12 protein-coding genes are annotated in these 13,597 nt (G+C 67.5%); all 12 read left to right on the top strand.

Going from position 1 to position 13,597, the window contains the following annotated elements:
* The first annotated feature begins 147 nt into the window (after window positions 1-147).
* The 12 genes from EDF57_RS21315 (at window position 148) to EDF57_RS25615 (ending at window position 13,238) form a co-directional block, all read left to right on the top strand.
* On the top strand, window positions 148-621 hold the full coding sequence (locus tag EDF57_RS21315) for a CopG family ribbon-helix-helix protein (RefSeq protein WP_132266307.1): 474 nt from the start codon (window positions 148-150) through the stop codon (window positions 619-621).
* Window positions 622-815: 194 nt separating this feature from the next.
* Window positions 816-1,910, top strand: a complete 1,095-nt coding sequence (locus EDF57_RS21310; RefSeq protein ID WP_134095698.1) for a putative urea ABC transporter substrate-binding protein — start codon at window positions 816-818, stop codon at window positions 1,908-1,910.
* A gap of 81 nt (window positions 1,911-1,991) precedes the next feature.
* Entirely contained in the window at window positions 1,992-2,807 is an 816-nt protein-coding gene (locus EDF57_RS21305) for an ABC transporter permease (protein WP_132266072.1), read from the top strand.
* Window positions 2,804-3,586 carry an ATP-binding cassette domain-containing protein gene (locus EDF57_RS21300; protein ID WP_132266070.1) on the top strand — a complete coding sequence of 261 codons (783 nt, stop codon included), beginning with the start codon at window positions 2,804-2,806 and terminating at the stop codon, window positions 3,584-3,586. Before EDF57_RS21305 ends, EDF57_RS21300 begins: the two co-directional genes overlap by 4 nt.
* Before the next feature lie 13 nt (window positions 3,587-3,599).
* Window positions 3,600-4,079, top strand: coding sequence for a CopG family ribbon-helix-helix protein (locus EDF57_RS21295; RefSeq protein ID WP_132266068.1), 480 nt, complete (start codon window positions 3,600-3,602; stop codon window positions 4,077-4,079).
* Window positions 4,076-4,900: an urea amidolyase associated protein UAAP1 gene (locus tag EDF57_RS21290; protein WP_134095697.1), complete on the top strand. Its 825-nt coding sequence runs from the start codon at window positions 4,076-4,078 to the stop codon at window positions 4,898-4,900. The genes EDF57_RS21295 and EDF57_RS21290 overlap by 4 nt, the downstream gene beginning before the upstream one ends.
* Before the next feature lie 13 nt (window positions 4,901-4,913).
* Window positions 4,914-5,549: an urea amidolyase associated protein UAAP2 gene (locus EDF57_RS21285; RefSeq protein ID WP_134095696.1), complete on the top strand. Its 636-nt coding sequence runs from the start codon at window positions 4,914-4,916 to the stop codon at window positions 5,547-5,549.
* Window positions 5,546-9,142: an urea carboxylase gene (gene uca / locus EDF57_RS21280; protein WP_134095695.1), complete on the top strand. Its 3,597-nt coding sequence runs from the start codon at window positions 5,546-5,548 to the stop codon at window positions 9,140-9,142. Before EDF57_RS21285 ends, uca begins: the two co-directional genes overlap by 4 nt.
* Entirely contained in the window at window positions 9,139-10,938 is a 1,800-nt protein-coding gene (gene atzF / locus EDF57_RS21275) for an allophanate hydrolase (RefSeq protein WP_134095694.1), read from the top strand. Before uca ends, atzF begins: the two co-directional genes overlap by 4 nt.
* Window positions 10,939-10,997: 59 nt before the next feature.
* Window positions 10,998-11,936 carry a YncE family protein gene (locus EDF57_RS21270; RefSeq protein ID WP_134095693.1) on the top strand — a complete coding sequence of 313 codons (939 nt, stop codon included), beginning with the start codon at window positions 10,998-11,000 and terminating at the stop codon, window positions 11,934-11,936.
* A 106-nt stretch (window positions 11,937-12,042) separates the two neighbouring features.
* The gene (locus EDF57_RS21265; RefSeq protein WP_132266057.1) at window positions 12,043-12,981 is read left to right on the top strand and encodes a LysR family transcriptional regulator; all 939 of its coding nucleotides are present in this window, start codon (window positions 12,043-12,045) and stop codon (window positions 12,979-12,981) included.
* Between the two features lie 92 nt (window positions 12,982-13,073).
* The gene (locus EDF57_RS25615; RefSeq protein WP_166675341.1) at window positions 13,074-13,238 is read left to right on the top strand and encodes a hypothetical protein; all 165 of its coding nucleotides are present in this window, start codon (window positions 13,074-13,076) and stop codon (window positions 13,236-13,238) included.
* Window positions 13,239-13,597: the final 359 nt, after the last annotated feature.

The following is a 13,597-nucleotide window of genomic DNA, read 5'->3' as shown; positions in this document are numbered from 1 at the left end:
ACCCGTCCCCCAACCGGCCCAGCGTCGATCGCAAAGGATCGTCCCGCCCTCCGGTTTTCGGGACGAAGCCGCAGATGCAAGGATTATGACGATGGCCCAAGGGGATGCAGCGTGAAGACCGACGCCGCCAGTCTGGCCCGGCTCAGCATGAGCCTTCCCGCCGACCTGTTCCGCCAGCTCGATGCGATGGTCGAGGAACGCGGACTGCCTTCTCGCTCGCAGCTCATTGCCGAGCTGATCCGTCACGCCCTGGCCGAACATGAAGCGCTGACCCGGCCGGAAGAGATGCTGGCGGGCACGATCACCCTGGTCTACCGGGGCGACAAGGGCCGGGTGCGGCATCAACTGGCGCAGAGCCAGGCGGAGTACCTGAAGGAGGTCATCTCCTCGCAGCATGTGTTCCTGGAGGATGACCAGTCGCTCGAAGTGTTGCTGGTGCAAGGTCCTGCCGCGCGGCTGAAGGATCTCTGCGATGCCCTGCGCGCCATTCGCGGCGTGCATCAGCTCCAGCTCGTCACCACGACGGCGCTGCTTCCGCCGCTGCATGAGCAGGACGAGCTGGCGGGGACGGCGGACCGCGCCGCACGCAAGCGCCAATCCGAGGACGAAGTGGCGGCCTGATCTCTCGGGCGCGAGCGGGGCGCGGATCGCGCGTTCCCGCGCACATGCTCTTGAGGCCGCAGCAACCGCTCCCTGTGCCGCGCCGTCACGCGCGGCAGCTGGCGCAAGTATTACAAAGCACGCGCAGCGTAATAATTTTCGATGGACAACCTTTCGAATCGCAGCAATGTTGCACTGCGAAAGGGGACCGACTCATGATCGTACCGATCCGTCGCATTGCCAAGGCCACGTTGATGGCGGGCGTGCTTCTCACTGCAGCCTGCTCGCAAGGCCCGAGCGAGGCGCCCAAGCGCACCGAGTTCAATATCGGATGGTCGATTTACGCGGGGTGGATGCCCTGGCCCTATGCCCAGCAGGCGGGCATCGTGAAGAAGTGGGCGGACAAGTACGGCATCAAGATCAACGTCGTGCAAGTGAACGACTACGTTGAATCGGTGAACCAGTACACGGCCGGCAAGCTGGACGGCGTGACCGTCGCTAACATGGACGCCCTGACGATCCCGGCCGCTGGCGGCAAGGACACCAGCGCGATCATCGTCGGTGACTATTCCAACGGCAACGACGGCGTGCTGATGAAAGGCATTTCGAATGCCGGAGGGGGCTATCTGAAGGCGATCAAGGGCCAGACGGTCAATCTGGTCGAGCTTTCGGTTTCGCATTACCTCCTGGCGCGCGGCCTGAATTCGGTGGGCTTGGCGCTGAAGGACGTGAAGACGGTCAATACCGGCGATGCCGATATCGTCGGAGCTTTTGCCAGCCCCGACGTCAAGGTCGCCGTCGCCTGGAATCCTCAGCTCAACGCCATGAAGGCGCAGCCGGGTGCGAAGCTGGTGTTCAGCTCCGCCGACATTCCCGGAGAGATCCTCGACCTGCTCTGCGTGGATACGGCCACGCTCAAGGCCAATCCCAACTTGGGCAAGGCGCTGGCGGGCATCTGGTACGAGACGACGGCGCTGATGATCCGCCAGGATGCCGAAGGCAAGGCCGCCCGCGCGGCCATGGCGAAGCTGGCGGGGGCCACCCCGGAATCCTTCGACTCCCAGCTCGGCACCACGCATCTCTACGCCGATCCCAAGTCCGCCGTGGCCGCAACGGATGCTCCGGCGCTGATCACGACGATGACGCGGGTGCGGGACTTCAGCTTCTCCAAGGGGCTGTTCAAGGGATCCAACTCGGCCGACGCCGTCGGCATGTCCTTCCCGGGCGGCAAGACGCTGGGCGATGCGCAGCACGTCACGCTGCGTTTCGACGACAGCTTCATGAAGATGGCGGCTGACGGAAAGCTCTAGTTCGGCAGGCGGGGTTCGATTGCGGCAGTTTCGCAGTCGACCCGCCACGACGCCAACATCTCGCAAAGTGAGACAACGACAATGCGCTGGGTGAATCGTCACGTCGGGCGAGGGGGGCGGCTGTTCCTGGGAGCCACGCCGATCCTGCTGCTCGTGCTGGTCTATATCGTCATGGCCGCCAGCCGGCATGCGGTAAACCCGGCGGACAAGATCCTGCCGCTGCCGGGGGCCATGGCCGAAAGCATGTCGGCGCTGCTGTTCCAGCCCGACCAGCTCACCGGACAACTGGTGTTCTGGGCGGACACCCTCGCCAGTCTGCAGCGCCTGGGCATCGGCCTTGGCATCTCGACGCTGATGGCGCTGATGGTGGGTCTGGCGCTGGGGGTGCTGCCGCCGGTACGCGCTACCTTCGGGCCGCTGGTGACCGGCATCGCCGTCATTCCGCCGATCGCTTTGCTGCCGATCCTGTTCATCGCGCTGGGGCTGGGCGAGACGGCCAAAGTCGCGCTGATCGTGGTGGGCATCGCCCCGGTCATGATCCGCGACATCACGGCCCATGTCGCCGCTCTGCCGACCGAGCAGATCATCAAGGCGCAGACCCTGGGCGCGAGCAGTTGGCAGGTGATGATCCGCGTGGCGCTGCCGCAGGCGATGCCGCGGCTGCTCCAGGCGATGCGCCTGGCGCTCGGGCCGGCCTGGGTCTTCCTGATTTCCGCCGAGGCGATCGCCTCGGACGTCGGCCTCGGCTACCGCATTTTCCTCGTTCGCCGCTATCTCTCGATGGATGTGATCCTGCCTTACGTCGCCTGGATCGCCCTGCTGGCGATCCTGATCGACGTGGCCCTCACGTTCCTCAGCCGGCGACTGTTCCCCTGGGCCCATGGAGCAAGCCATTGAGCACTCTGCTGCGCTTCTGCGATGTCTGGGTCGAATACGGCGACCGCATCATCATCGAGAAACTCAACCTCGACATCGAGGAAGGTTCCTTCGTTTCCATCGTCGGCCCCTCGGGGGCGGGCAAGAGCAGCTTCCTGCGGCTGATCCTGGGACAGGAAGGGCCGAGCCAGGGCAAGATCCTGATGGACGGAACGCCGCTCACGCCCGAATGCGGCCCTGACCGCGGCGTGGTGTTCCAGCGCTATTCGGTGTTCCCGCACCTGACGGCGCTGCGCAACACGACCCTGGGCCTGGAGTGCGAGAAGGCGCCCCTGCTCGGACGCCTGTTCGGCAGTGCCCGGCGCGCGGCCGAGGAGGAGGCGACGGCGATGCTGACCGCCGTGGGCCTGGGGCATAGCCTTGACCTCTATCCGGCGCACCTTTCGGGCGGCATGCAGCAGCGTCTGGCAATCGCGCAGGCCTTGGTGAAAAGGCCGCGCATCCTGCTCCTGGACGAGCCCTTCGGCGCGCTCGATCCCGGCATCCGTGCGGACATGCATGCGCTGATCCTGCGCCTGTGGCGGGAATATTCACTGACCATCGTGATGGTGACGCACGACATCCGCGAGGCCTTCACGCTGGGAACCCGCGTTCTGGCGCTCGACAAGCGTCGTCACGATCCCCACGCGCCCCACCGTTTCGGCGCCACCGTGGTCTACGACCTGCCGATGCGCGAGCGTGCCGAGCCGGCACCCGAACAGCTCGAAAATATTACTATTGACGTAATTGGTAATAATTGAAAAGAGAGTGGGCATGGGCTCCGAATCCGCAAGCCTGGCGCGGCTCAGCATGAGCCTCCCGGCAGATCTCTTCAGACAGCTGGACATGATGGTGGCCGAACGCGCGCTGCCGTCGCGCTCCCAGCTCATCGCCGAGCTGATCCGCCACGCGCTTGCGGAGCACGGCTCGCTCATGCGCCCGGACGAGATGCTCGCGGGCACGATTACCCTGGTCTATCGGGGCGAGCGGGGCCGGGTGCGGCACCTGCTTTCCCAGACGCAGGCCAGTTACCTGAAGGAAGTGATCTCTTCCCAGCACGTCGTTCTGGAAGACGATCAGTCGCTTGAAGTTCTTCTCGTGCAGGGACCGGCCGTTCGGCTGAAGGAACTGTGCGACGCCATTCGCCGGGTGCGCGGGGTGCAGCAGCTTGAGCTGGTCACCACCACCGCCCTCCTGCCGCCGCTCTACGACCAGCACGGCAATGCATTCAGACAGACCGGAGCGCATTCATGACCCAGACCCTGGCCGATCCGCTCGCCGCGCGGGACCATGCCCGCGCCATGGCAGGGACGATCGTGGAGAGCATGCCCGTGCTCCCGCCCGTTGCCGAAGACTTGCCCGAGGGCGTGGACGGCGCTGACCTCGTGTGGGAGGAAACCATCGCGGCAGGCGGCTATGCCACGCGCCGGCTCTCGCGCGGATCGCGCCTGCGGCTGATCGACCTTGCCGGCGACGCCTGCGCCTCGCTGCTGGTGTTCAATGCGGAAATGCCGACCGAGCGCCTGAACGTCGCCGATACCGTCAAGGTTCAGTGGAATGCCTATCTCGGCGCGGGCAAGCTGCTGCTGTCCGACATGGGGCGCGTGCTCATGAGCATCCTCGAAGACGAGGCCGGTACCCACGACACCTTCTGCGGCACCTCGAACGCGGCCACCAATGCGGCGAAGTACGGCGATGGCCGCAACAGCGGCGACTATCCCAACGGCCGTGACCGTTTCCTGCTCGGCGCTGCCAAGCATGGCCTCGGCCGCCGCGACGTGCATCCCTGCGTCACCCTGTTCAAGGGCGCGCGGATCGAGGCGGACGGCGGGATCACGCCCGATGTCGGCCCCTTCGCGCCAGGTCGCAGCCTGGTCCTGCGCGCCGAGATGGACGTGATCGTGGTGATCGCCAACGTGCCTCACGTCCTCGATCCGCGGACAAGCTGGAGCGTCACGCCGCTGCGCGCCTCGGCATGGCGCGGCGCGGTGACGGGAGAGGACGATCCGCTGCGCAACGCCAGCCCCGAAGGCCTGCGCGCCTTCCGGAATGTCGAAGACTATTTCCGTCGTTGAAAGGACAGGTTGCATGACCGCCGACCCCCATCTCGCCGGCCTTTCGGGCGCCGTGATCCACGACGTGACCGTCCCCGCCCGCGCGCCCTGGCTGCACCATGTCCAGGCCGGGCAGACGCTGCGCATCGTCGACCTTGAAGGCAACCAGGCCGTCGACTTCCTGCTCTATGCCGCCGCCGACGATGCCGAGCGCTACAGCGCGCAGGACACCGTGGCCGCGCAGGGCAACCTGTTCCTGCGGCAGGGCACCCGGCTGCTGTCCAACGAAGGCAATGCGCTGATGACGATTGCCGCCACCTCGGTCGAATACCACGATACCATCGGCGGCGCCTGCTCGTGCGAATCCAACACGCTGCGCTACGGCCACCACACCAAGGCCGAACACGCCTGCGTGGAGAATTTCCTGGAAGCCAACCTCACCGAAGGGCGCGGCAAGCGGGACATCGTCTCCAATATCAACTTCTTCATGAACGTACCGGTAGAGCCGGACGGGTCGCTGGGCATCGTCGACGGAATATCCGCGCCGGGCCTGACCGTTGATTTGCGGGCGGACATGGACGTCGTCGTCGTCGTCTCCAACTGCCCACAGGTCAACAACCCCTGCAACGGCTTCAACCCCACGCCCGTCCGCATGATCGTCGCCGCATGAGCTTCGACACGGTCCTGATCGCCAACCGAGGCGCGATCGCCACCCGCATCATCCGCACCCTGCGCGGCATGGGCCTTCGCTCTGTCGCCGTCTACTCGGAAGCGGACGAGGGTTCCAGCCACGTCACCATGGCGGACGAGGCCGTCTGCATCGGCGGGGCCAAGCCCTCGGAAAGCTACCTGAACATCCCGGCGATCCTCGACGCCGCCCGGCGGACCGGGGCAGGGGCGATCCATCCGGGCTACGGTTTCCTGGCGGAGAACGTGGAATTCGCCGAGGCCTGCGCCGCGGCGGGGATCGTGTTCATCGGCCCGACCACGCAGAACATCCGCACTTTCGGCCTCAAGCACAGCGCCCGCGCGTTGGCGGCAGCACACGAAGTGCCGCTGGCACCGGGCACCGGCCTGCTGACGGGCGAGGAAGAGGCCGTGGAGGCCGCTGCGCAGATCGGCTACCCGGTCATGCTCAAGGCCACGGCCGGGGGCGGCGGCATCGGCATGCGCGTCTGCGAGGACGAAGCGGCCCTGCGCGAGGCTTTCGACGCGGTAGCGCGGCAGGGCCTCAGCAATTTCGGCGATGCCAGCGTCTTCCTGGAACGCTACATCCGCCGCGCGCGCCACATCGAGGTCCAGCTCTTCGGGGACGGGCAGGGGCGCGTCATGGCACTGGGCGAACGCGACTGCTCGTTGCAGCGCCGCAACCAGAAAGTGGTCGAGGAAGCCCCGGCACCGCTGCTGCCCCAGCATGTTCGCGCCGAGCTGATCGCCTCGGCCATCCGCCTGGGCGAAGCCGCGGCCTATCGCTCGGCCGGTACCGTGGAATATCTCTACGACGCCGACCGGGAGCAGTTCTTCTTCCTGGAGATGAACACCCGCCTCCAGGTGGAGCACGGCGTGACCGAGGCGGTCATGGGCATCGACCTGGTCGAGTGGATGGTGCGCGGCGCTGGCGGCGACTATGCCTTCCTCGACGCCGGCACACCGGTGCCGCAGGGCCATGCGGTGCAGATGCGGCTCTATGCCGAGGATCCCTCGCTGGACTATCGGCCCACTTCGGGCACGCTGACGTGTCTTGAGTTTCCCGACGACATCCGCACCGAGACCTGGTGCACGGCCGGAAGCACGGTCAGCGCCTGGTACGACCCGATGCTGGCCAAGCTGATCGTTCACGCGCCAAGCCGCGCCGAGGCGGTGGAAGCCGCGCAGCGGGCGCTGGACGGCAGCCGTGCCGACGGCATGGAAACCAACTTGCGCTGGCTGCGCGAAGTGGTGCGCTCCGCGCCCTTCGTCAGCGGCGAAGTCTCGACCCGTGTGCTCGACACGATCGCCTACCAGCCGCGCGCGTTCCGCGTGGTCAGCGGCGGCACCGCGACCACGGTGCAGGACTGGCCGGGCCGGCAGAAGTTCTGGGCCGTGGGTGTCCCCCCATCGGGGCCGATGGACGACCAGTCCTTCCGGCTCGGCAACCGGCTGCTCGGCAATCCCGAAGGCACTGCCGGGCTGGAAGCCACGGTCACCGGGCCGACCCTGTCCTTCGTCGCACCGGCCCGCATCTGCCTGACCGGCGCGGACTTCGGCGCCACGCTGGACGGCAAGCCGGTAGCGCGCGGCGTGCCGGTCGATGTGGCCGCGGGCCAGACGCTGGCGCTCGGCCGCGCCTCCACGGCGGGCCTGCGCGGATATATCCTCTTCGCCGGGGGTCTGGACATCGCGCCCTATCTGGGCAGCCGCAGCACGTTCGAGCTTGGCCAGTTCGGCGGCCATGCCGCGCGCCGCCTGCTGGCGGGCGACACGCTGCACCTGGGCAACGACGATGTCGGCGCCGCGCTCCCTTCGGTGCCGCTGCCCGAGATCTGTAGCGAATGGACGCTGCGCGTGCTTTACGGCCCGCACGGCGCGCCGGATTTCTTCACGGGTGAGGACGTCGAAACCTTCCTCGCCGCCGAGTGGAAGGTCCACTACAACTCCAACCGCACCGGCGTGCGCCTGATCGGTCCGAAACCCCGCTGGGCGCGCACCGACGGCGGGGAGGCGGGGCTTCACCCCTCCAACATCCACGACAATCCCTACGCGATCGGCGCGGTGGACTTCACTGGCGACATGCCGATCATCCTCGGTCCGGACGGTCCCTCGCTCGGCGGGTTCGTCTGCCCCTTCGTGGTGATCGCGGCCGACCGCTGGAAGATCGGCCAGCTCGCGCCGGGCGACAAGCTGCGCTTCGCCCCCGTCACCATCGACGATGCGGCGGCGGCGGATGCGATGCAGCGCGACCTCGTGGCGACGGGCGCCGTGCCCGCCGCTTCCCCGGTGCGGCCGGTGGAGACGCTCTCCCCCATCCTCGGCGAAATTCCCGAGGGTCCGGGCCGTCCGCGCACCGTCTATCGCCAGCAGGGCGATCGCAACATCCTGGTCGAATACGGCCCGATCGTGCTCGACATCGAACTGCGCATCCGCGTCCATGCCCTGATGACGGAACTGGAGCGCCTGGCGCTTCCCGGCATCATCGACATCGTGCCGGGCATCCGCTCGCTCCAGCTCCATTTCGACGGTGCCGCGATGGACCAGCGCGCGGCACTCGCCACGCTGATCGCGGCGGAAGAGCGGCTGGGCGACCTGGAGGACTTCACGATCCCCTCGCGCGTCGTCCACCTGCCGCTGAGCTGGCGCGATCCGGCGACGATCGAGACCATCGAGAAGTACATGGCCACCGTGCGCGACGATGCGCCCTGGTGCCCGGACAATATCGAGTTCATCCGCCGCATCAACGGCATGCCCGACCAGGCCTCGGTGGAGAACCTGATCTTCGAGGCCAACTACCTCGTCATGGGGCTGGGGGACGTCTATCTGGGCGCACCCGTCGCCACGCCGGTCGATCCGCGGCACCGACTGGTCACCACCAAGTACAATCCCGCCCGGACCTGGACGCCGCCCAACGTGGTGGGCATCGGCGGCGCTTACATGTGCATCTACGGCATGGAGGGGCCGGGCGGCTACCAGCTGTTCGGACGCACCACCCAGGTCTGGAACACCTACCGCCAGACCGATGCCTTCACCGAGGGCAAGCCCTGGCTGCTGCGCTTCTTCGACCAGATCCGCTTCTATCCCGTCAGCGCCGAGGAACTGGCCGAATGGCGCCGCGAGTTTCCTGCCGGGCGCCGGTCGATCACGATCGAGCCTTCCGAGTTCCGGCTGGCCGATTATCGCGCCTTCCTGGCGGACAATGCGGAAGGGATCGCCGAATTCGAGGCCCGCAGGCAGGCCGCCTTCGACGATGAGCGCGAGGACTGGCAGCGCCGGGGGGAATTCGACCAGGCCGAAGCGGCCGCCGAAGTGGAAGTCCCGGTGGAAGCCGCGATCGTCCCGCCCGACGGCGCGGACCTCGTGGAGGCGCCTTACGGCGGCAGCGTCACCCGGCTGCTCGTGGCAGCGGGTGACAGAGTTGAGGCAGGCGACAGGATCGCCGTGATCGAGGCGATGAAAATGGAATGTCCGGTCGAAAGCCCCGGCGCGGGAACGGTGGCGGCACTCTACATGCGCGAAGGGCAGTCGCTTCAGCCCGGCGCGCCGATGCTGGCCTTGAGGCGCAGCGCATGAGCGGGCCCGCCATCACCGCCCTGACCGCAACCGCAGCCGGCCGTCTCGGCGTGCAGGACATCGCTGCCGCCGTCCGGGGCGGGGCGACCTCGGCGCTCGCCGTGGCGCAGGATGCCTTGGCGCGCATCGAGGCCTACGACGCGGTGCAGCCGCAGATCTGGATCAGCCGGGCCAGCCGTGAGGATGTCCTGGCTGCCGCCCGCGCCGTGGATGCCCGCGTCGCGGCCGGGGAAGACCTGCCGCTGGCGGGCGTCCCCTTCGCGGTGAAGGACAATATCGACGTTTCCGGGCTGGAGACGACGGCGGCCTGTCCCGCTTTCGCCTACGAGCCCGAGAGCGATGCCGATGTGGTCGCGCGTCTGCTGGCGGCCGGGGCGATCTGCCTGGGCAAGACCAACCTCGACCAGTTCGCCACCGGCCTCAATGGAACGCGCAGCCCTTACGGCATTCCGCGCAATGCCTCGAACCTGGCCTATGTCAGCGGCGGATCGAGTTCCGGTTCCTCGATCGCGGTGGCGGCGGGACTGGTCGCCTTCGCGCTCGGCACCGATACGGCCGGGTCCGGCCGCGTGCCGGCCGCCTTCAATCACCTGATCGGCTTCAAGCCCACCAAGGGCCGCTGGAGCACGCGCGGGCTGGTGCCCGCCTGCCGTTCCATCGACTGCATCACCGTCTTCACCGACGGCACGGCCGATGCGCGGCTGGTGGACGGGGTCGTGGCAGGCTTCGACCCGGCCGATCCTTACTCCAAGCCACTCGCCGACCGCCCGCTCGCCCTGCGCCGCATCGGCGTTCCGCGGCGCGAGCAGCGCGTGTGGTTCGGCGACGGCGAAGCCGAGTATCTCTACGACCAGGCCCTGGCCCACCTCGCCGCGCTGGGCGAAATCGTCGAGATCGACCTCGCGCCCTTGCTGGAGGCAGCGCAACTCCTTTACGGCGGCCCCTGGGTTGCCGAGCGCACGGCGGCCATGGCCGGGATCCTGGCCTCCAACCCGCTCGCCGTGGACCCCACCGTCCGCGCGGTGGTGGAGCCGGGTGCGGCTATCGCCGCTACCGAGCTGTGGAACGGGATCTACCGCATGGCCGATCTCAAGCGCCATGCCGATCTCCTGTGGAACGAGCTGGACATGCTGGCCTTCCCCACCACCGGCACCACCTACCGCGTGGCCGAGATGCTGGCGGCGCCGGTGGCGCTCAACAGCAACCTCGGGCTCTACACCAATTTCGTGAACCTGCTGGACATGGCCGCACTGGCCGTGCCCGCCGGGATCCGCGCCAATGCCACCGGCTTCGGGATCACCCTGATCGGCCCTGCCGACAGCGACCGTGCCCTGTTCGATGCTGCCGATGCCTATCTTTCGGCCGCCGCGCTTCCGTCAACGCCACCACTCGATCTGGAGGGAAAGATGCAGACCGTTAAGCTTGCCGTGGTCGGCGCCCATCTCAAGGACATGCCGCTGCACTGGCAGCTCACTTCGCGCGATGCCGAATTCGTAGGGGCATTCGAGACCGCCCCCAACTACCGGCTCTACGCCATGGCGGACAGCGTGCCGCCCAAGCCCGCGCTCGTCCACAGCGCGGATGGCGCACCGATCAAGGTGGAAGTCTACGAACTGGGTGTCGCCGAGTTCGGGAGCTTCGTCGTCGACGTCCCGGCGCCGCTGGCCATCGGCACGGTGACCCTGGCCGACGGCACCAGCGTCAAGGGCTTCGTGGCCGAGCCCCGCGCCCTGGACGGCGCCGAGGACATCACCAGCCTGGGCGGATGGCGCGCCTTCGTGGCACGCGCCGCCTGAGGGGCGGCTCGACACAAGCCGGTACGAGCAAACACCGGTACGAGAAACAGGGGGTTAGCATGCGCAAGTGGATTTCGATGGCGGCTCTGACCGGCGCTGCCGTGGCCGGTGCCGCGGTGGCAGGCATTGGCCAGGCCCATGCGGAGCAGGTCATCGCCGTGCCGGGCTTCGCGGACTTCCTGGCGGTGGACGGCAAGACGGTCTGGACCACCAACCGCACCAGAGTGGAGCAGTGGTCTCGCAAGGGCAAGCTCGCGGAAGTACCGGTGAGCCGCGCCTGCGGGGCGATGACGGTGGCTTATGGCTCGCTCTGGCTGGCGGACTGCCAGGAACTGGCCGTTAAGCGCATCGATATCCGTTCGGCCAAAGTGCTCGCCACGATCCCCACGGGCATCGCCAATCCGCAGGGCGAGCTGAACGTCGTTGCCGGCGCCGGCTCGATCTGGGTGGCCAGCGATGACAAGGGCGCCGTCTCGCGCATCGATCCGGCGACCAATCAGGTCATTGCCTCGGTAAAGGTCGATCGCGGGACCTGGTACCTTGCGTTCGGCTTCGATGCGGTCTGGGCGGTCAGCGCGGCGGAGCGCTCGGTCCAGCGCATCGATCCGGCCACAAACACCGTCACCGGGCGCGCTCCGCTCGGTGCGGAACCGGGCTTCCTGGTTGCGGGCGAGGGGGCGGTCTGGGTCCAGGAGCAAGGCGATGGCACGCTGGCCCGCATCGATCCCCAGACCGTGACGGTCACCGGACGCACGAAAGTCGGGGAGAACCTCAAGTGGGGCGATATCGACGCGGGCAGCGGCAGGATCTGGCTGCGCACCACGGACGACCAGGTGTTTGCGACCATCGATGCCGGGACCGGCGCCGTGGAATCGCGCTTCGGCAAGCCGGCCGGCAGCGGCGCGCTGCGCTTTACGCCGTCAGGCGTGTGGACGACGGCGCACGACGAGCATACGCTGACCTGGTGGCCGAAGTCGGAATTGAAGAAGAACAGATAGATAGCGTCGGGAGCGGCCGGACTGCGTTCGCTTCCGCTTCCGGTTGGCCGATCCGTCCGGTTCTGTTCGATCGCTGCGGTACCGGCGCCGATGGGACAGATGACGCATGAGCGAACCTACGCCGTTGACTGACAGGAAGTTCGCCAGCCGGGTGGACTGGAACCTGATGCGCACTTTCGTCGATATCGTGCGGGCAGGGGGAATCGGCGCGGCGGCGCGGCAGCTTGGCAAGCAGCAGCCCAGCGTCAGCGCGGCGCTCAAGCGGCTGGAAGACCATGTCGGCGCCACCTTGCTGCATCGCTCCGCCAATGGCGTGGAGATGACCGCCGCCGGCAAGGCGATGATGATCCTGTGCGAGGACATGCTCGAATCGGCGCGGATGATGCCGCATCAGGTGGCCCAGGCCACCAGGCGGGTCGAGGGGGTGGTGCGGATCCAGATCGTGTCCGCCATCGTCTCTCCCGAATTCGACGAAGCGATCGCGAGCTTCCACCGGCGCAATCCGGACATCCGCATCGAAATCCGCGTCTCCGCCTGGCGGCAGGTGCTGGAGGCGCTGGAGGCGGGCGAGGTGGAAGTGGGCATCGGCTACGACAACAGCGTGCGCGGCAGCCTGGTCTACGAGCCGCTATTTGTCGAACGCCAGCAACTCTACTGCGCCCGCAATCATCCGCTGTTCGGTTACCGCATCACTCAGCCGCGCGAACTGGAGCACGAGGCTTTCGTGCTCATGGGCAGTGACGAGATCGAGGTCATCACGCATCTGCGCCGCCGCTACCGGCTGGGCACGCGGGTGACCGGCCTGGCCGACGACATGAACGAGGCGCGGCGGTTGATCCTGTGCGGGGTGGGCATGGGTTTCCTGCCCATGCCTGCCGTGCGCGCGGAAGTGGAGCGGGGCGCGCTCTGGCCGCTGCTCCATGCGGATATCGAACCGGCTTACGACATCTTCCTGCTCGCCCGCTCCGAGCCGGAACGCGACACGGCGACCCAGCTGTTCATCGACGAAGTGTTTCGCCGTCTGCGCGCCCAGCCTCGATCATAGATCCGATCTATGGGCGGCATCGGGATTTTACCCCTGCCGTGATGACCTCCGGCACTGCAGTCTTTTCACCAGACACAAGGTGAAGGCGGTAGATGAGCGTCAGGAACGATCTTCCCAGCAAGCACTCCCGGCAGGCAGGCCCGCTGCGCATCGCCGCTTCGGCGGTCCTGCGGTTCCTTCGCGAAGGCATGGAGGCGCGGGCCGGGGCGATCCGGGGCGCTGCAGGCGGTAACGCGCAGCGCCGGACCAGCCGATGAGGCGGCGTTTTCCCCATCGCGCCGCAGAGGTTCGGGCCGGGCGGCGCAGGCCTCTCGGCGGACTGGCTCTGGGGGTTCTGGCGGCCATGACTTGCGCGCCTTCGGCTCAGGCTGCCCAGCACCCCGGCGCGAAACTGGTTTCCTGCGCGGATGCGGACTGCCTGCTCGTCTCGGGCGCACGCAACGATCCGCAGGCGCAAGTCCTGATCAACGGGCATCCGGTAGAGGCGGAAGGCCGGCGCTCGTGGAAAGTGCTGCTTCCGGTCGAGACTGTGCGGGCCTGGTCGGCGCCCGGTGCGCGGAACATTGCCGTCACCACCCTCGGGGCGGGAAGCGACAGCAGGGATACCCGGCAGGTT

The organism is Novosphingobium sp. PhB55 (genome assembly GCF_004368805.1).
Lineage (GTDB): Bacteria > Pseudomonadota > Alphaproteobacteria > Sphingomonadales > Sphingomonadaceae > Novosphingobium.
Note: the sequence above shows the minus strand (reverse complement) of the source record. Positions and strands in the feature narration are given on the sequence as shown.

What these genes read in the sequence shown, in the direction of transcription:
- EDF57_RS21315 (WP_132266307.1), top strand. Translation starts at nt 148, where the DNA reads ATGAGCCTTCCCGCCGACCTGTTCCGCCAGCTCGATGCGATGGTCGAG.
- EDF57_RS21310 (WP_134095698.1), top strand. Translation starts at nt 816, where the DNA reads ATGATCGTACCGATCCGTCGCATTGCCAAGGCCACGTTGATGGCGGGC.
- EDF57_RS21305 (WP_132266072.1), top strand. Translation starts at nt 1,992, where the DNA reads ATGCGCTGGGTGAATCGTCACGTCGGGCGAGGGGGGCGGCTGTTCCTG.
- EDF57_RS21295 (WP_132266068.1), top strand. Translation starts at nt 3,600, where the DNA reads ATGGGCTCCGAATCCGCAAGCCTGGCGCGGCTCAGCATGAGCCTCCCG.
- EDF57_RS21290 (WP_134095697.1), top strand. Translation starts at nt 4,076, where the DNA reads ATGACCCAGACCCTGGCCGATCCGCTCGCCGCGCGGGACCATGCCCGC.
- EDF57_RS21285 (WP_134095696.1), top strand. Translation starts at nt 4,914, where the DNA reads ATGACCGCCGACCCCCATCTCGCCGGCCTTTCGGGCGCCGTGATCCAC.
- uca (WP_134095695.1), top strand. Translation starts at nt 5,546, where the DNA reads ATGAGCTTCGACACGGTCCTGATCGCCAACCGAGGCGCGATCGCCACC.
- atzF (WP_134095694.1), top strand. Translation starts at nt 9,139, where the DNA reads ATGAGCGGGCCCGCCATCACCGCCCTGACCGCAACCGCAGCCGGCCGT.
- EDF57_RS21270 (WP_134095693.1), top strand. Translation starts at nt 10,998, where the DNA reads ATGCGCAAGTGGATTTCGATGGCGGCTCTGACCGGCGCTGCCGTGGCC.
- EDF57_RS21265 (WP_132266057.1), top strand. Translation starts at nt 12,043, where the DNA reads ATGAGCGAACCTACGCCGTTGACTGACAGGAAGTTCGCCAGCCGGGTG.
- EDF57_RS25615 (WP_166675341.1), top strand. Translation starts at nt 13,074, where the DNA reads ATGAGCGTCAGGAACGATCTTCCCAGCAAGCACTCCCGGCAGGCAGGC.